Annotated in this window: 21 protein-coding genes and 1 tRNA gene; 21 read left to right on the top strand and 1 reads right to left on the bottom strand. The window is 42.5% G+C overall.

Features of this window, described 5'->3' with window-relative positions; all coding sequences use genetic code 11:
- The first annotated feature begins 223 nt into the window (after positions 1-223).
- The 7 genes from ACTNA4_RS08290 to ACTNA4_RS08260 all read left to right on the top strand — a co-directional run bounded on the left by ACTNA4_RS08290 (position 224) and on the right by ACTNA4_RS08260 (position 6,037).
- A tRNA-Sec gene (locus tag ACTNA4_RS08290) sits at positions 224-321 on the top strand.
- A 117-nt stretch (positions 322-438) separates the two neighbouring features.
- Entirely contained in the window at positions 439-1,767 is a 1,329-nt protein-coding gene (prdC, locus tag ACTNA4_RS08285; protein WP_427806663.1) for a proline reductase-associated electron transfer protein PrdC, read from the top strand.
- Between the two features lie 44 nt (positions 1,768-1,811).
- Positions 1,812-3,665, top strand: a complete 1,854-nt coding sequence (prdA, locus tag ACTNA4_RS08280; RefSeq protein WP_427806665.1) for a D-proline reductase (dithiol) proprotein PrdA — start codon at positions 1,812-1,814, stop codon at positions 3,663-3,665.
- 15 nt (positions 3,666-3,680) lie between these two features.
- Complete coding sequence (locus ACTNA4_RS08275; RefSeq protein ID WP_427806725.1) at positions 3,681-3,959, top strand: CBO2463/CBO2479 domain-containing protein; 279 nt, start codon at positions 3,681-3,683, stop codon at positions 3,957-3,959.
- A gap of 20 nt (positions 3,960-3,979) precedes the next feature.
- On the top strand, positions 3,980-4,705 hold the full coding sequence (prdB, locus tag ACTNA4_RS08270) for a D-proline reductase (dithiol) protein PrdB (protein ID WP_427818793.1): 726 nt from the start codon (positions 3,980-3,982) through the stop codon (positions 4,703-4,705).
- 90 nt (positions 4,706-4,795) lie between these two features.
- On the top strand, positions 4,796-5,554 hold the full coding sequence (gene prdD, locus ACTNA4_RS08265; protein WP_441029566.1) for a proline reductase cluster protein PrdD: 759 nt from the start codon (positions 4,796-4,798) through the stop codon (positions 5,552-5,554).
- 12 nt (positions 5,555-5,566) lie between these two features.
- Positions 5,567-6,037: a glycine/sarcosine/betaine reductase component B subunit gene (locus tag ACTNA4_RS08260; RefSeq protein ID WP_427818795.1), complete on the top strand. Its 471-nt coding sequence runs from the start codon at positions 5,567-5,569 to the stop codon at positions 6,035-6,037.
- An 18-nt stretch (positions 6,038-6,055) separates the two neighbouring features.
- Here the strand turns inward: ACTNA4_RS08260 and ACTNA4_RS08255 are convergent, their stop codons facing one another.
- Positions 6,056-6,661, bottom strand: coding sequence for a TetR/AcrR family transcriptional regulator (locus ACTNA4_RS08255; RefSeq protein ID WP_427818796.1), 606 nt, complete (start codon positions 6,659-6,661; stop codon positions 6,056-6,058).
- A gap of 310 nt (positions 6,662-6,971) precedes the next feature.
- Here ACTNA4_RS08255 and ACTNA4_RS08250 point away from each other — a divergent pair, with 310 nt between their 5' ends.
- The 14 genes from ACTNA4_RS08250 (at position 6,972) to rplX (ending at position 15,935) form a co-directional block, all read left to right on the top strand.
- The gene (locus tag ACTNA4_RS08250) at positions 6,972-9,245 is read left to right on the top strand and encodes a beta-L-arabinofuranosidase domain-containing protein (protein WP_441029563.1); all 2,274 of its coding nucleotides are present in this window, start codon (positions 6,972-6,974) and stop codon (positions 9,243-9,245) included.
- A 712-nt stretch (positions 9,246-9,957) separates the two neighbouring features.
- Positions 9,958-10,275, top strand: a complete 318-nt coding sequence (gene rpsJ / locus ACTNA4_RS08245) for a 30S ribosomal protein S10 (RefSeq protein WP_441029560.1) — start codon at positions 9,958-9,960, stop codon at positions 10,273-10,275.
- Positions 10,276-10,349: 74 nt separating this feature from the next.
- Positions 10,350-11,030 carry a 50S ribosomal protein L3 gene (rplC, locus tag ACTNA4_RS08240; protein WP_427806689.1) on the top strand — a complete coding sequence of 227 codons (681 nt, stop codon included), beginning with the start codon at positions 10,350-10,352 and terminating at the stop codon, positions 11,028-11,030.
- A gap of 30 nt (positions 11,031-11,060) precedes the next feature.
- A complete protein-coding gene (gene rplD, locus ACTNA4_RS08235) occupies positions 11,061-11,681 on the top strand; it encodes a 50S ribosomal protein L4 (protein WP_427806690.1) in 621 nt (206 codons plus the stop codon).
- Positions 11,681-11,980 (top strand): 50S ribosomal protein L23, encoded by a 300-nt coding sequence (gene rplW, locus ACTNA4_RS08230; protein WP_427806691.1) that lies wholly within the window; start codon positions 11,681-11,683, stop codon positions 11,978-11,980. Before rplD ends, rplW begins: the two co-directional genes overlap by 1 nt.
- Before the next feature lie 68 nt (positions 11,981-12,048).
- Positions 12,049-12,891: a 50S ribosomal protein L2 gene (rplB, locus tag ACTNA4_RS08225; protein WP_427806692.1), complete on the top strand. Its 843-nt coding sequence runs from the start codon at positions 12,049-12,051 to the stop codon at positions 12,889-12,891.
- A gap of 25 nt (positions 12,892-12,916) precedes the next feature.
- Positions 12,917-13,198 carry a 30S ribosomal protein S19 gene (rpsS, locus tag ACTNA4_RS08220; RefSeq protein ID WP_008372528.1) on the top strand — a complete coding sequence of 94 codons (282 nt, stop codon included), beginning with the start codon at positions 12,917-12,919 and terminating at the stop codon, positions 13,196-13,198.
- Between the two features lie 31 nt (positions 13,199-13,229).
- The gene (rplV, locus tag ACTNA4_RS08215; protein WP_427806693.1) at positions 13,230-13,616 is read left to right on the top strand and encodes a 50S ribosomal protein L22; all 387 of its coding nucleotides are present in this window, start codon (positions 13,230-13,232) and stop codon (positions 13,614-13,616) included.
- 11 nt (positions 13,617-13,627) lie between these two features.
- A complete protein-coding gene (gene rpsC, locus ACTNA4_RS08210) occupies positions 13,628-14,284 on the top strand; it encodes a 30S ribosomal protein S3 (protein WP_427806694.1) in 657 nt (218 codons plus the stop codon).
- On the top strand, positions 14,284-14,721 hold the full coding sequence (rplP, locus tag ACTNA4_RS08205; RefSeq protein WP_427806696.1) for a 50S ribosomal protein L16: 438 nt from the start codon (positions 14,284-14,286) through the stop codon (positions 14,719-14,721). Before rpsC ends, rplP begins: the two co-directional genes overlap by 1 nt.
- A complete protein-coding gene (rpmC, locus tag ACTNA4_RS08200) occupies positions 14,711-14,914 on the top strand; it encodes a 50S ribosomal protein L29 (RefSeq protein WP_427806697.1) in 204 nt (67 codons plus the stop codon). Before rplP ends, rpmC begins: the two co-directional genes overlap by 11 nt.
- A gap of 38 nt (positions 14,915-14,952) precedes the next feature.
- Positions 14,953-15,207: a 30S ribosomal protein S17 gene (gene rpsQ / locus ACTNA4_RS08195; RefSeq protein WP_427806698.1), complete on the top strand. Its 255-nt coding sequence runs from the start codon at positions 14,953-14,955 to the stop codon at positions 15,205-15,207.
- Between the two features lie 35 nt (positions 15,208-15,242).
- A complete protein-coding gene (gene rplN, locus ACTNA4_RS08190) occupies positions 15,243-15,611 on the top strand; it encodes a 50S ribosomal protein L14 (RefSeq protein WP_427806699.1) in 369 nt (122 codons plus the stop codon).
- 12 nt (positions 15,612-15,623) lie between these two features.
- Positions 15,624-15,935 (top strand): 50S ribosomal protein L24, encoded by a 312-nt coding sequence (gene rplX / locus ACTNA4_RS08185; RefSeq protein WP_427806700.1) that lies wholly within the window; start codon positions 15,624-15,626, stop codon positions 15,933-15,935.
- The last annotated feature ends 8 nt before the right edge of the window (positions 15,936-15,943 follow it).

Raw genomic sequence — 15,943 nt, 5'->3', positions numbered from 1 at the left:
TATGTATTGTGTAATAAAATGGACGACAAAACCTGTGCGGCATTAAGCATTCCGCTGTGAAATAAATGTTGTCTAGACTTGATTCTAGTATGAAGTACAGTTTCTGAAAATATTATCTACGAAAAGCCTTGAAAAGTCAATAGAAATTTGCTACAATAAAAAACGAAATAAATGTTGAAAAATGAAATAAACTGTGGTACAGTTAGAAAGCCGGAAATAATATGGGGGTAGATGGGTAACTGGTGTGCCTCCTAGTCTTCAAAACTAGTGTGGGGCGTTAAGAGCGTCCTGGGTGGGTTCGATTCCCACATGCCCTCGCCAAGAAAAGATTGGCTTTCCGACTTAAGATGACACCTGTAAAGTAAGCGATCGTATTTTTATACGTTCGCTTTTCATATTATATATAGAAAATATTTATAAGTGAAAGGGAGAAGGGTCATGGGAAACTTACAAATTTTACTGCGTCAGCATGTTGGGGCACCCTGCGCGGCGGTGGTAAAGGCTGGTGACAGAGTTGAAAAAGGCACCTTGATCGCGACACCGACGGGCCTTGGCGCAAATATTTTCTCGAGTGCGTATGGCGTGGTTGAGGAAGTGAAGGAAGATCGGATCATTATCAGGCCTGATGAAGTTCAGAAAGATGAATTTGTTCCGATCCAGGAAGGCAGCAAGCTGGATATGGTGAAATCAGCGGGCGTAGTTGGTATGGGCGGAGCTGGATTTCCGACAGGTGTGAAATTGGGAACTGACCTGAAGGGTGGATATATTCTGGTGAATGCGGCAGAATGTGAGCCTGGACTGAGGCACAATATTCAGCAGCTTGAAGAAGATTGCGAGAAAGTCATCCGCGGCGTAAAACACTGCATGGAAATTTCAAATGCGGCAAAAGCAATCTTTGCAATTAAAAAGAAGAATGAGAAAGCTGTTGCAAGACTGCGCGAAGCACTGAAAGATGAGGACGCGATTACGATTCATCTGCTTCCGGATATCTATCCGATGGGAGAAGAACGTGCGGTTGTAAGAGAGTGTCTGGGAATTGAACTTCAAACGACTCAGCTGCCCTCAGCGGCAAATGCGATCGTCTGCAATGTAGAGACGCTGGCAAGGGTATCGGAAGCAATTGATGAAAGAAAGCCTTGCTTTTCAAAGAATCTTACTGTGATTGGTAAGATTAATGGTGGAAATGAACCACATGTTTTTATGGATGTTCCTGTAGGAACGAGTGTTGGTGATCTGATTGAGAGGGCTGGCGGTATTGATGGCCTTTATGGGGAAATTATTATGGGAGGACCATTTACCGGAAAGGCCACTACTGAAGAAGAACCAATCACCAAGACAACCGGAGGAATCATTGTTACGATTGATTTTCCGGATCTTCACGGAGCAAAAGTAGGTTTATTGGTATGTGCCTGCGGAGGAAGTGAAGAAAGAATGCGTGATATTTGTGCTAAGATGAATGGTGTAGTTGCGTCTGTCGCAAGATGTAAACAGGCGATTGAGAATAAACCGGGAGCACCATTGAAGTGCGAACGCCCCGGTAATTGTCCGGGACAGGCAAAGAATAACATTCAGTTTAAGAAAGACGGATGTGAATACATTATCATAGGAAACTGCTCTGACTGTTCCAATACAGTAATGGGATCTGCTCCGAAGATGGGATTGAAAGTATTCCACCAGACGGATCATGTAATGAGGACGATCGGGCATCCGCTTTACAGATATCTGCGGGTATCGAAACAGGTAGAACAACTTCCGGACGGCAAATAGGCCGCGGAATGAGACAATAGGACAAGTAACGAGGAGGTAATATTATGTCAATTACAGCTGAAACAGCAAAAGAACATGCAAAAGACCCTGCCGTATTATGTTGCAGAGCAGAAGGCGGAATTACAATTCAGGCAGCAAATCTGGAAGATCCGGCTATTTTCGATGATCTGGTAGATTCAGGACTTTTGAATCTGGAAGGAGCGCTTACGATCGAACAGGTTCTGGGAGCAACTCTGGTTAAGACTTGTGACTCTCTTACACCGCTTACCGCTGATCTGGTAGAAGGAGCCAATGTAGTTGCAGAAGCACCGGTAGAAGAAGAGGAAGAAGCGGCTCCGGTAGAAGCATCTGCTGCAGCACCGGCACAGGTATGCCAGGCATCTGCGGCATCCGGTATTTTGAAAATACATATCGGAGAAGGAAAAGATATCAATATTGAACTTCCGGTGGGTTTTAATGGCGGTGCTGCAGTAGCAGAAGTTCCTGCACAGCTTCCGGTTCAGGAGGCAGCACCGGCGGTGAAAGAACCGGAACCGAAAGTTGTAAGAAGTGTAACAAGAAAGCACTATAAGATTACAGAAGTAAAACGCGGCCCGGAGACAAAGATTGAAGGCACGACTCTTTACATCAGAGAAGGAATTGAGGAAGAAGCAGTTGCTTCTCAGGAGTTGGTACACAGCCTTAAAATTGATATCATTACACCGGATATGTATCATACCTATTCTGAGACAATTATGGACGTTCAGCCAATCGCTGCAAAAGAAGGCGATGACGAGATCGGAAGCGGAACAACAAGAGTACTTGATGGTGTTGTTATGATGGTCACAGGAACAGATGACAACGGTGTACAGATTGGTGAATTCGGTTCTTCCGAAGGCTATCTGGACGAAAACATCATGTGGAACCGTCCGGGTGCACCGGATAAAGGCGAGATCTTTATCAAGACAGAAGTTGTGATCAAAGAAGGAACCAATATGGAAAGACCGGGCCCGCTTGCAGCACATACCGCAACAGATGTGATCACACAGGAAATCCGGGTGGCTTTAAAAGCGCTTGAAGATGAAAGCCTTGTAGTAAATACAGAAACATTTGAACAGGTAAGAAGACCTGGAAAGAAGAAGGTTGTAATCGTAAAAGAGATCATGGGACAGGGCGCAATGCATGATAACCTGATCCTTCCGGTTGAGCCGGTCGGCGTTCTTGGGGCAAAACCGAACGTAGACCTTGGAAATGTTCCGGTTATGGTTTCTCCGCTTGAGGTACTGGACGGATGTATCCATGCACTGACCTGCATTGGACCTGCTTCTAAGGAAATGTCAAGACATTACTGGAGAGAACCTCTGGTTACGGAAGTGCTCCATGACGAAGAAGTAGACCTTTGCGGTGTTATTTTCGTGGGAAGTCCACAGATCAATGCGGAAAAATTCTATGTATCCAAACGTGTCGGCATGATGGTGGAAGCACTGGATGTTGACGGAGCTTTCGTCACAACAGAAGGCTTTGGAAACAACCACATTGACTTTGCAAGTCATATTGAACAGATCGGTATGAGAGGAATCTCTGTTGTCGGAATGTCTTTCTGCGCAGTTCAGGGAGCTTTGGTTGTTGGAAATAAATATATGACTCATATGATTGATAATAATAAATCTGAGTCTGGTATTGAAAATGAAGTTCTTGCCTGCAACACGCTTTGCAAGGAAGACGCAGTACGCGCACTTGCAATGCTGAAAGCTGCAATGGCTGGCGAAGAAGTAAAGAAACCGGAAAGAAAATGGAATCCGAACGTGAAATCAACCAATGTGGAATTAATTTCCGAGACGATGGACGATACGCTGGAACTGGTAAAGAATGAGCAGTCTTTGCCGATGAGCCAGAAGAGAAAAGAAAAATACGACTAAGAACAGGTGAAGAACATGAAATATGGCGATAAGATCATTTATATGGAAGGGGTAATCGTAGAAATTCATGATGGATGTGTTGGGATCGATCTCAAAGGACGTCTGGGCTATCTGAAGATTCCGATGCGAATGCTGATTACCGATTATCCATTAGTGGTGGGACAGGAAGTTGGATGGAATATGAGTTTTATTGAACAGTTAGGTCCCGAGGCCAATGACAAATATGTAAGTAACCTGGATACTTATCAGAGACGTCAGGAAGAAATGAAGTCTCATAAAGAAGAATGTGAATAGCAATTAGAGGAGGTAGTAACATGAGTTTAACAGTTGTTAAAGGGCTGCAGTCAGAAATCTATGTTCCGATTACTCCGCCGCCGGTATGGGCGCCTGTAAAGAAAGAATTAAAAGATATGACGATTGCACTTGCTACAGCGGCAGGTGTGCACCATAAAGAACAGGAAAGATTTAATCTTGCAGGAGATTTTACCTGGAGAAAAATTACCGATACGATGCCGTCAAGTGAGCTTATGGTTTCACACGGAGGATATGACAACAGTGATGTGAACAAAGACATCAACTGTATGTTCCCAATTGATAGAATCCATGAGCTGGCAAAGGAAGGATTTATCAAAGCCTGTGCACCGGTTCATGCAGGATTCATGGGCGGCGGCGGAAATCAGGAGAAATTCAAGGGTGAAACCGGTCCTGCGATCGCTCAGATGTTTGTTGAGGAAGGCGTGGATGCGGTTATCCTCACCGCTGGTTGAGGTACCTGCCACCGCTCTGCAGTTCTGGTGCAGAGAGCAATTGAAGCCGCTGGCATTCCGACTATCATTATCGCGGCACTTCCGCCGGTTGTACGTCAGACCGGTTCACCACGTGCGGTAGCTCCGCTTGTTCCGATGGGAGCAAATGCAGGAGAGCCGAACAATGTGGAAATGCAGACAGCTATTGTCAAAGCAACTCTTGAAGCTCTGGTGAGCATTGAGTCTGCCGGAAAAGTTGTTCCGCTTCCATATGAATATGTAGCGAAAGTATAGAACTATTTTTTAAACTCCATGGCTTATGCTGTGGAGTTTTTGCTAAAAATGATTTATAATGGTTGGAAAGAAAAATGGCAGGAGGACGCTATGGAAAAAGATTTACGCCGCCTTGTAATAAAGGCATTTCACGTTCGGGATGTGTCCTACGGTGAAGAGAACAGAGTGACTCCGGATGGGGTGATGACGGTGGATGTTTCGGTTCTTGAAGGAATCCTTGAAAAACATCCGCAGCTCGAGAAAATGGATATACAGATTATTCCTCCTTGTGATCATGATCGTTTTACCAATACAATGATGGATATCATTCCGATTTCTACAAAAGTACTCGGAAAATTGGGGGATGGAATCACACATACTCTTACCGGAGCGTATGTAATTTTGACAGGGGTGGATGTAAATGGAAAGCAGACGCATGAATTTGGCTCTTCGGAAGGAAAGCTAAAAGAGAAATTATATCTGAATCGTGCGGGGACCCCGGGGGATGAAGATTATATTCTGTCCTTTGATGTGGTACTGAAAGCGGGAATGGGACAGGAACGGGAAGGTGTTCTTGCAGCGCATCGTGCGTGCGATGAGTTTATTCAAATATTCCGGGAACAGATGAAAAAATTTCGGGGTGATTTGTGTACAGAACGGCATGAATACCATGATGTCGCGCGGCCGGGAAAAAAACGCATATTAATCATAAAGCAGGTTGCCGGGCAAGGGGCTATGTATGATACATCGCTCTTCGGAAAAGAACCTTCCGGAACAGAAGGCGGACATTCGATCATTGACATGGGGAACATGCCGGTAATCGTAACGCCGAATGAATATCGGGACGGGATCATCCGTTCTATGCAGTAGGAGGTAGAGAATATGGGAATTGGGCCATCTACAAAAGAAACGTCGTTACATCATTTTCGGGATCCGCTGCTGGATGTGGTTTCGGCGGACGAGGATTTGGATCTGATGGGGATCATGATTGTGGGAACTCCGGATGACAATGCCGATAAATTGCTGGTAGGAACTCGCGCTGCTGTTTGGGCGGAAGCCATGCGCGCTGACGGAGTGATACTTTCCTCTGACGGATGGGGGAACAGTGATGTGGATTTTGCAAATACGGTGGAGCAGATGGAAATCCGTGGAATTCCGGTTGCGGGCCTTAAATTCAGCGGAACGGTTGGACAGTTTGTTGTGACGAATGACTATCTGGACGGAATTCTGGATATCAATAAAAGCGCAGAAGGTGTCGAGACCAATATGGTCGGGGAAAATAATGTGACACAGCTTGACGCCAGAAAGGTTACGGCGCTTTTGAAGCTGAAAATGCGAAAAAGAGACACGTAAAGCGTCTCTTTTCTTTCTTTATGAAATCACATGATTCTTAATAATTGCGCGAATGCTCGCGTTGAGATAAGGTTTGAGATCCTCAAAAGGCATTGGATCGTTTTCCAGAATTGTGCTGTAAGAGGTAGAACTTGCAAGCTCGATGATTAGAAACATCATTGTTTCGGGATCTCTGAGTTTAACGACAGGATTCTCTAGAAGATGGTTTCTGTACAGTTCCTTTACATTGATCTCTTCTTCGTCGTTACTTTGTAAAATTGCCTGCTTGAAAATTCCCCAGCTCAGATTTTTGGAAATAAAGCGAAGCATTGGTTTATTTTCCTTCATACGCTCCAGAATATAATCTACAATAAAAATAATTCGGTCTTCAAACTGGGGAGTGTGAGAAGACTCCAGAGCCTGCCAGGCGGCAAGAAAAAGATTCCCTGTTATTTTGGCTATGAGCCGGTCGCGTAATTCATATTTGTCTGTAAAATAAAGATAAAATGTTCCCTTTGCTACACCTGCATACTTGGCGATGTCGCTAATGGAGGTTTTCTCGATGCCCTGTTCTATGAACAAATCATAGGCGCTCCGATAGAGGGCATCGGATTTTTGCTGTTTGTTTTCGTCTACCTTCCCCATGGTATATTCTCCCCTTGTCAAAGTGAAATTATAATTGTCGGAAATGATTTCGCAATTCGTATTATAAATGCAAAATTGACAAAAGTCAATTTATATAAGCAAAATAATGACTTTCGGTCAATTAATATTCGCTGTAAGAATTAAGAGAGTATTTTGGAGTAATGGATGAATAGATATCTGGTCAATGTGGAAATACTTTGGTACAATGAATGAGGTATTTGTGATAAGAATCCAATATTACAGTGTAATTGATGCGAACATGGTGGAAGAATGGCTTTGAGTATCGAATGCGGCTGAAAAGGAGAAACATATGAGTGAGTATTTAGCAAAATTAAAACCGGAAGAAATTGTAAAAATGGATGTAGATTCTATCTATATCGGGAATTTGAATACGGTAGATGAAGATTTGAGTCTGCCGCTGCATGGGAAATATGGTTCTGTATTAAATTGGTTTACAGAAGAGGAAAGATTTATCAGGGCTGACGGTAAAGTTCACAGGCCGCTATATGGCATGGGAAATCGGAATGTCAAATTGAAAGTAAAAGCAGTGTACGAAGGGTACAGCGAGGAGCGTGAATTTGAGGCAACGGTTCTGCAGGAAAAGAAAGAAAATATTGTAGCGGAAATTCTGGAAGTGAATTTGGAAGCGATGCCAGGAGAAAAAGCGGCACTACCGTCAGTGGTGATTGCGAGAACTACGGACGGACGTAGAACCACACTACCTGTTAAGTGGGAGAAATATGAACCACTTTGGAAAGAAGGAATCATACATGTGCGGGGGATTGTAGAAAAATATAAGGAGAGCGCAATTGCCAGTATACATTATTATAATATAGAAGAAACTCATTATGACATACCAAAAAGAAAGGTGGAGTTTTTGCCGATTGGGCAAGTGCGGCTTAAAGAGGGGACGATCTTTTATGAACGCCAGCAGAATATGCTGAACTATCTTTTGAACATAGACGATGATCAAATGTTGTATAATTTCCGGAGAGCATCCGGTCTGGATACGCATGGTGCGGCGCCTATGACCGGTTGGGATGAAGAAAACTGTAAATTAAAAGGGCATACGACAGGGCATTATATGTCAGGATTGGCACTGGCCTGGGGGGCTACAGGGAACCCGAAATTCCGGGAGAAAATAAATTATATTGTGGACGGACTTGAGGAATGTCAGGTGGCATTTGCTGAGTCGGGAGAACATCATACAGGGTATTTGAGCGCCTATGATGAAGAACAGTTTGATCTGTTAGAACAATTCACGCGTTATCCGGAAATATGGGCACCTTATTATACTTTGGATAAAATTATGTGTGGGCTGTATGATTGCTTTCAGATTGCCGGATGTGAAAAAGCGAAAATAATATTAGAAAAGATGGGGGACTGGGTTTATGACAGGCTTTCGCGTCTTTCGAGGGAAGTACTCGATCGAATGTGGTCAATGTACATTGCTGGAGAATTTGGTGGCATGTTGGGTACGATGGTAAAACTGTATCAGATTACCGGGAAAGAAAATCATTTAAAAGCTGCGTGCTTTTTTGTGAATGATAAACTATTTTATCCGATGCTGGAAAAGTGCGATACATTGGAAGATGTGCATGCAAATCAGCACATTCCTCAAATTATAGGAGCGATGGAGTTATTCCGGGTGACGAAAGAAGAAAAATGGTGGAGAATCGGAAAAAATTTCTGGAAAATTGTGACCGCAGATCATGCGTATTGTATCGGTGGTGTGGGAGAAACGGAAATGTTCCACTGTGCCGGAACGACATGCGACTATCTGACAGAAAAAGCAGCTGAAAGTTGCGCGAGCTATAATATGCTTAGGCTGACGGCGCAGTTGTTTGAGTATACTGTTGATGGGGCGATGATGGATTATTATGATAATACGCTCCGCAATCATATCCTTACATCGGCCAGCCATGCTGATGACGGAGGAACCACTTATTTCATGCCGCTGGGACCGGGACAACAAAAAGCGTATTCGACAACAGAAAATACATGCTGTCATGGAACGGGAATGGAAAGTAGATTCCGTTATATGGAAAATATCTATGCAACGGATGAAAAATATGTGTATGTTAATCTTTTGATTGATTCGGTTTTGGGTGGGGAGGCTTCAATAGAAGTTGACACTTCGGAAACGGACGGAATCGTAAAAGTGGTATGCCGAAATGATATGGACAAGGGACTTAAGATTCACATTCCATCCTGGGCGGAAGATGGACTCCGGGCGGAACTTAACGGGAGAGAAATAAGCAGAATTACATTGGAAGATGGATATCTCTGTGTCGGGGAACAATGCAGGTCGGATGATGAAATCGTTCTGCATTTGCCGATGCAGCTACGTGTTGTGAAAAATCCGTCAGACTGCAGGTTTGTGAATCTCGCCTATGGGCCCTATATTCTTGCGGCGCTGTCTGATGTGGAAGAATTCTTTCCACTCCCGGATCTTGAGAAAATCCGACCAATGAAAGAAAAGTTGCATTTTGAAGTGGAAGGACTTGAGTTTGTTCCTTTTCCTGAAATAGATACGCAAAAATACCATGTATATTTTCTTGCACCGGAGAGCGGACAATGTTAGAAAAATGTAAATTACATACCATTAAGAAAGGCCTGATTAAAAGAGAAAAGGCACGACTGTAGTCGTGCCTTTTCTTTTTGGTATGTCATTGAGAGGTTTTTCCTCGTTGCCTTGCAGTCTTGTCTATATACAAAGCTGGGGAATGCTCCTCGAAAGAGGAAGTATATATAAATTGAGTTTTACCATCGCAGGATTATTCTTGGGGGAAACAATCGGCAATGATATAACTGCAACAGCAACCAATCGGTTTATACCTAATTGAAAAAATAAAAAAAGACGATATCCAACTTTCTTGGAAACCGTCCTTGGTTTATTGCTTTCGATTAAGTTGGTTACACTATAACACTTTATTGTGATGGTGTCAATAAGCGAAATGCAAAAAAATGTATTTTTATAAATGCATACGGTTGGTGGGATTGTACCTAAAAAAATACAATATTTTTCGGAAAAGCCTTGCAAATAAGAAAGATATCTTGTATACTGAAAAAGCTGTGACATGATAGCTGTGAAGCGTGAGGTTGCTGCCTGATATGGCAGGTTTTCCGTGGAGCGAATGTCAAGTTAGGAAACTGGCGACAAGTCACTGTACTGAATCATAACAGCCGCTGAGATGCGGTAACAACGTGTGAGTTTCTCACGACACACACGGGGAAGTGTACAGTCACCGCTTGTCGTACTGAGGTTTAAGTACGAAAAGGAGGCGACTTTTTTTATGGCAAGTCAAGTAATGAGAATCACATTGAAGGCATATGACCATCAGCTGATTGATGCATCTGCCAAGAAAATCATCGAAACTGTAAAGAAGAATGGAGCACAGGTTAGCGGACCGGTACCGCTTCCGACAAAGAAGGAAGTTGTAACAATCTTAAGAGCGGTTCACAAATACAAATACTCCAGAGAACAGTTCGAACAGAGAACTCATAAGAGACTGATTGATATCATTGCACCGACACAGAAGACGGTTGATGCTCTTTCCAGATTGGAAATGCCGGCTGGTGTATATATTGATATCAAAATGAAAACAAAATAAGAACACAGTAATTCCTAAAATTTAGGATGAACATCAATCCGATGTTCCGCTGTAAATCACAGGAGGTAATTATAATGAAGAAAGCTATCTTAGCTACAAAAGTCGGAATGACTCAAATCTTCAACGAAGATGGAGTATTGACTCCGGTAACTGTTCTTCAGGCAGGTCCTTGTGTTGTGACACAGATCAAGACTGTTGAGAATGACGGTTACAGTGCTGTTCAGGTTGGATTCGTTGACAAGAAAGAAAAGATCGTTAACGTGGACAAGAACGGAAAGAAAGAAATCGTGCATAGACACGGTGTTACAAAAGCTGAAAAAGGACATTTTGACAAAGCTGGCGTAACAGGAAAAAGATTCGTAAGAGAATTCAAATTCGAGAACGCTGATGAATATCAGCTGGCTCAGGAAATTAAAGCTGACATCTTTGAGGCTGGCGACAAAGTTGACGCAACAGCAATTTCAAAGGGTAAAGGATTCCAGGGTGCAATCAAGAGACACAATCAGCACAGAGGACCTATGGCGCATGGCTCTAAATTCCATCGTCATGCAGGTTCAAACGGTGCTTGTTCTGACCCGAGCAAGGTATTCAAAGGAAAAGGAATGCCGGGACACATGGGAGCAAAGAGAATTACAGTTCAGAACCTTGAAGTTGTAAGAGTAGATGCTGAGAACAACCTGCTCTTAGTAAAAGGTGCCGTACCGGGACCAAAGAAATCTTTAGTAACTATTAAGGAATCTGTAAAATCTATCTAAGATTTGCACTAGGAAAGGAGGAACACACAGATGGCAAACGTATCTGTTTACAATATCGAAGGCAAAGAAGTTGGTACAATCGAACTGAACGACGCTATTTTCGGTGTAGAAGTTAACGAACATCTTGTACACATGGCAGTTGTTAACCAGCTTGCAAATAATCGCCAGGGAACGCAGAAAGCGAAAACTCGTTCTGAAGTTTCCGGTGGTGGAAGAAAACCGTGGAGACAGAAAGGTACCGGTCATGCGAGACAGGGATCTACAAGAGCTCCACAGTGGACAGGCGGCGGCGTAGTATTCGCACCGGTTCCGAGAGACTATTCTTTCAAGATGAACAAGAAAGAAAAGAGAGCAGCTCTTAAGTCTGCACTTACTTCCAGAGTAGAAGAAAACAAATTCATCGTAGTTGATGAGATGAATTTTGATGAAATCAAGACAAAGAAATTCCAGGCAGTATTAAACAACCTGTCAGTATCTAAAGCATTAGTTGTATTGGAAGATGGAAATGTGAATGCAGAACTTTCTGCAAGAAACATTGCTGATGTTAAGACAGCCAAAACAAATACAATCAATGTGTATGATATCCTGAAATACAACACAGTGATCGCTACGAAAGCTGCTGTTGAAGCGATTGAGGAGGTGTACGCATAATGGCAAACGTTCAGTATTATGATGTAATCCTTAAACCGGTAATTACAGAAAAAACAATGGAGCTTATGGCTGATAAGAAATACACGTTCTTAGTTCACACAGAAGCTACAAAGAATCAGGTGAAAGAAGCTGTTGAAAAAATGTTCCCGGGAACAAAAGTTGCCGGAGTGAATACAATGAATCTTGATGGCAAGACAAAACGTCGTGGCATGACATTTGGAAAGACAGCGAAAACAAAGAAAGCGATTGTTCAGTTAACAGAAGACTCAGCAGAGATTGAAATCTTCCAGGGACTGTAAGAACAAACTGATTAAACGGTGCAATTCCGTGACACTAATAATTAGAAGTAACGAAAGGAGATAGAGTAATGGGAATTAAAACATACCGCCCATATACACCATCCAGAAGACATATGACCGGTTCTGATTTCTCAGAAATCACAAAGACAACTCCGGAAAAATCCTTAGTTGTATCTTTGAATAAGACAGCCGGACGTAACAATCAGGGTAAAATTACTGTAAGACACCGCGGAGGCGGAGTTAAGAGAAAATATAGAATTGTGGATTTTAAACGTAAAAAAGACGGAATCCCGGCTACTGTAATCGGAATTGAATACGATCCGAACAGAACAGCTAACATCGCATTGATCTGTTATGCAGACGGCGAGAAAGCATACATCCTTGCACCGGAAGGACTTAAGGATGGAATGAAAGTTATGAACGGACCGGAAGCGGAAGTACATGTAGGAAACTGCCTGCCGCTCAGCTGCATCCCGGTTGGTACACAGATCCACAACATTGAGCTTCATCCTGGAAAAGGCGGACAGATGGTTCGTTCTGCAGGAAACAGTGCTCAGTTAATGGCTAAAGAAGGTAAATATGCAACACTTCGTCTTCCTTCAGGCGAAATGAGAATGGTTCCGATCGAATGCCGCGCATCAGTTGGTGTGGTTGGTAATGGTGATCACAACCTGGTAAATATTGGTAAAGCAGGACGTAAACGTCATATGGGTATCAGACCTACAGTTCGTGGTTCTGTAATGAACCCGAATGACCATCCACATGGTGGTGGTGAAGGTAAGACTGGAATTGGTCGTCCGGGTCCGTGCACACCTTGGGGTAAACCGGCACTTGGCCTTAAGACTCGTAAGAAAAACAAACAGTCTAATAAGCTGATCATCAGAAGAAAAGACGGTAGAGGAATCAAATAGTTAATTTTGAAGGAGGTTATAACCTATGGCTCGTTCACTTAAAAAAGGACCATTTGCAGATGCAAGTCTGCTGAAAAAAGTGGAAGCAATGAACGCATCAGGAGACAAGGGTGTTATTAAAACATGGTCTCGCCGTTCTACAATCTTCCCGATTATGGTTGGACATACAATTGCAGTTCATGACGGAAGAAAACACGTTCCGGTATATGTAACAGAGGATATGGTTGGACACAAACTCGGAGAGTTCGTTGCAACCAGAACCTACAGAGGACATGGAAAAGACGAAAAGAAATCCAAAGTTAGATAATATTTAACGTATTGAAAGGAGGTTTCATCCCATGGCAAAAGGACATAGAAGTCAAATTAAGAGAGAAAGAAATGCAAATAAAGACACCAGACCATCAGCTAAGTTATCTTACGCTAGAGTCTCTGTTCAGAAAGCATGCTTCGTATTAGATGCCATCAGAGGTAAGGATGTACAGACAGCGCTTGGTATTTTGACATATAACCCAAGATACGCTTCAAGCATTATAAAGAAATTATTAGAGTCAGCAATTGCTAATGCTGAAAACAACAATGGTATGAATGTTGAAAACCTTTATATCGAGGAATGTTACGCAAATAAAGGACCAACAATGAAGAGAATCAGACCGAGAGCACAGGGCAGAGCTTACAGAATCGAAAAGAGAATGAGTCATATTACACTTGTGCTGAATGAAAGATAAGGAGGACAATCATGGGACAGAAAGTTAATCCTCATGGCTTGAGAGTCGGTGTTATCAAAGACTGGGACTCAAAATGGTATGCAGAGAAAGATTTCGCTGATTACCTGGTAGAAGACCATAAAATCAGAGTATTTCTTAAAAAGAAATTATATAGTGCCGGTGTTTCTAAGATTGAAATCGAAAGAGCATCTGACCGTGTGAAGATTATTATTTATACTGCTAAACCGGGTGTCGTAATCGGTAAAGGCGGTTCAGAGATTGAAAAAGTAAAAGCTGAACTTCAGAAAATGACGGATAAAAAAGTTATCGTTGATATCAAAGAAGTGAAGAGACCGGATAAGGACGCACAGTTAGTAGCTGAGAATATTGCACAGCAGCTGGAAAACCGTATTTCATTCCGTCGTGCAATGAAGTCCTGCATGTCCAGAACTATGAAAGCAGGAGCGCTTGGTGTTAAGACTTCTGTATCAGGACGTCTTGGCGGAGCTGATATGGCTCGTACAGAGTTCTACAGTGAAGGAACGATTCCGCTTCAGACATTAAGAGCAGACATTGACTATGGCTTCGCTGAAGCAGACACAACTTATGGAAAAGTTGGTGTTAAGGTATGGGTATACAAAGGCGAAGTACTTCCAACAAAGGCAAGTAAGGAAGGGAGCGATAAATAATGTTAATGCCAAAAAGAGTAAAACGTAGAAAACAGTTCCGTGGCTCCATGAAGGGTAAAGCATTAAGAGGAAACAAGATCACGAACGGTGAATATGGTCTTGTGGCAATGGAACCATGTTGGATCAAATCCAATCAGATCGAAGCTGCCCGTATTGCTATGACACGTTACATCAAGCGTGGTGGTAAAGTTTGGATTAAGATTTTCCCGGATAAACCAGTAACAACAAAACCGGCTGAAACTCGTATGGGTTCTGGTAAAGGAACTCTTGAATACTGGGTAGCAGTTGTTAAGCCAGGACGTGTTATGTTTGAGCTGTCAGGAGTACCTGAAGAAGTTGCAAGAGAAGCACTTCGTCTGGCTATGCACAAGTTACCATGCAAATGTAAAGTCGTTTCTCGTGCAGATTTAGAAGGCGGTGATAACAGTGAAAATTAAGACATTCGTAGAAGATTTAAAAGCAAAATCAGTTGCGGAGCTGAACGAAGAATTAGTAGCTGCTAAAAAGGAACTCTTTAACCTGAGATTCCAGAACGCAACAAACCAGTTAGATAATACAAGCAGAATCAAAGAAGTCAGAAAGAACATCGCAAGAATTCAGACAGTGATTACTGAAAAAGGCAACGAATAAGCAGCGTAGCTTAGAGTGTTCTAGAAAGGAGCAAAACCGTGGAAAGAAACCTGAGAAAAACGAGAGTTGGCAAGGTTGTAAGCAACAAGATGGATAAGACAATCGTTGTTGCAGTAGAAGACCATGTAAAACATCCGCTTTACAATAAGATCGTAAAAAGAACTTATAAATTAAAAGCGCATGATGAAGAGAATAAATGCAATATTGGCGATAGAGTAAAAGTTATGGAAACAAGACCGTTATCGAAAGATAAGAGATGGAGACTTGTTGAAATCGTAGAAGAAGTTAAATAGTTTGGCTTTGAATAAGTATAAGGAGGTTTACCTGCATGATACAGCAAGAAAGCAGATTAAAAGTAGCTGACAACACAGGTGCTAAAGAATTACTCTGTATCCGTGTATTAGGCGGTTCTACAAGAAGATATGCAGCAATCGGCGATGTGATCGTTGCGTCTGTTAAAGATGCAACACCAGGCGGCGTTGTTAAAAAAGGTGATGTAGTAAAAGCTGTTGTAGTTCGTACTGTAAACAGCACACGTCGTAAAGATGGTTCTTACATCAGATTCGACGAGAATGCTGCAGTAATTATAAAAGATGACAAAAACCCAAGAGGAACTCGTATTTTTGGACCTGTAGCCAGAGAACTTCGTGAGAAACAGTTTATGAAAATTGTTTCCCTGGCTCCGGAAGTACTGTAAGGAGGTTCGAATATGTCAACAATGAAGATCAAGAAAGGTGATACTGTTAAAGTAATCGCCGGAAAAGACAAAGACAAAGAAGGCAAAGTAATCGCTGTTAATAAAAAAGACGGAACTGTCCTTGTGGAAAATGTTAACATGAGAACAAAACATACAAAACCGAGCGCTTCCAATCCGGAAGGTGGAATCATCCATCAGGAAGGACCGATCGATGCGTCCAACGTAATGTATGTGCACAAGGGAGAAGCCACAAGAGTTGGTTTTAAACTTGAAGGAGACAAGAAAGTTCGTTTTGCTAAATCAACAGGCGAAGTGATTGATTAATTCGAGGA

The organism is Bariatricus sp. HCP28S3_A7 (assembly GCF_052066375.1).
Lineage (GTDB): Bacteria > Bacillota > Clostridia > Lachnospirales > Lachnospiraceae > Allocoprococcus.
Note: the sequence above shows the minus strand (reverse complement) of the source record. Positions and strands in the feature narration are given on the sequence as shown.

What these genes read in the sequence shown, in the direction of transcription:
- rplV (WP_427806693.1), top strand. Translation starts at nt 13,230, where the DNA reads ATGGCAAAAGGACATAGAAGTCAAATTAAGAGAGAAAGAAATGCAAAT.
- rplC (WP_427806689.1), top strand. Translation starts at nt 10,350, where the DNA reads ATGAAGAAAGCTATCTTAGCTACAAAAGTCGGAATGACTCAAATCTTC.
- ACTNA4_RS08255 (WP_427818796.1), bottom strand. Translation starts at nt 6,661, where the DNA reads ATGGGGAAGGTAGACGAAAACAAACAGCAAAAATCCGATGCCCTCTAT.
- rplB (WP_427806692.1), top strand. Translation starts at nt 12,049, where the DNA reads ATGGGAATTAAAACATACCGCCCATATACACCATCCAGAAGACATATG.
- ACTNA4_RS08250 (WP_441029563.1), top strand. Translation starts at nt 6,972, where the DNA reads ATGAGTGAGTATTTAGCAAAATTAAAACCGGAAGAAATTGTAAAAATG.
- rpsS (WP_008372528.1), top strand. Translation starts at nt 12,917, where the DNA reads ATGGCTCGTTCACTTAAAAAAGGACCATTTGCAGATGCAAGTCTGCTG.
- rplP (WP_427806696.1), top strand. Translation starts at nt 14,284, where the DNA reads ATGTTAATGCCAAAAAGAGTAAAACGTAGAAAACAGTTCCGTGGCTCC.
- rplW (WP_427806691.1), top strand. Translation starts at nt 11,681, where the DNA reads ATGGCAAACGTTCAGTATTATGATGTAATCCTTAAACCGGTAATTACA.
- rpsC (WP_427806694.1), top strand. Translation starts at nt 13,628, where the DNA reads ATGGGACAGAAAGTTAATCCTCATGGCTTGAGAGTCGGTGTTATCAAA.
- ACTNA4_RS08275 (WP_427806725.1), top strand. Translation starts at nt 3,681, where the DNA reads ATGAAATATGGCGATAAGATCATTTATATGGAAGGGGTAATCGTAGAA.
- prdC (WP_427806663.1), top strand. Translation starts at nt 439, where the DNA reads ATGGGAAACTTACAAATTTTACTGCGTCAGCATGTTGGGGCACCCTGC.
- ACTNA4_RS08260 (WP_427818795.1), top strand. Translation starts at nt 5,567, where the DNA reads ATGGGAATTGGGCCATCTACAAAAGAAACGTCGTTACATCATTTTCGG.
- rpsJ (WP_441029560.1), top strand. Translation starts at nt 9,958, where the DNA reads ATGGCAAGTCAAGTAATGAGAATCACATTGAAGGCATATGACCATCAG.
- rplN (WP_427806699.1), top strand. Translation starts at nt 15,243, where the DNA reads ATGATACAGCAAGAAAGCAGATTAAAAGTAGCTGACAACACAGGTGCT.
- prdA (WP_427806665.1), top strand. Translation starts at nt 1,812, where the DNA reads ATGTCAATTACAGCTGAAACAGCAAAAGAACATGCAAAAGACCCTGCC.
- rplX (WP_427806700.1), top strand. Translation starts at nt 15,624, where the DNA reads ATGTCAACAATGAAGATCAAGAAAGGTGATACTGTTAAAGTAATCGCC.
- rplD (WP_427806690.1), top strand. Translation starts at nt 11,061, where the DNA reads ATGGCAAACGTATCTGTTTACAATATCGAAGGCAAAGAAGTTGGTACA.
- prdD (WP_441029566.1), top strand. Translation starts at nt 4,796, where the DNA reads ATGGAAAAAGATTTACGCCGCCTTGTAATAAAGGCATTTCACGTTCGG.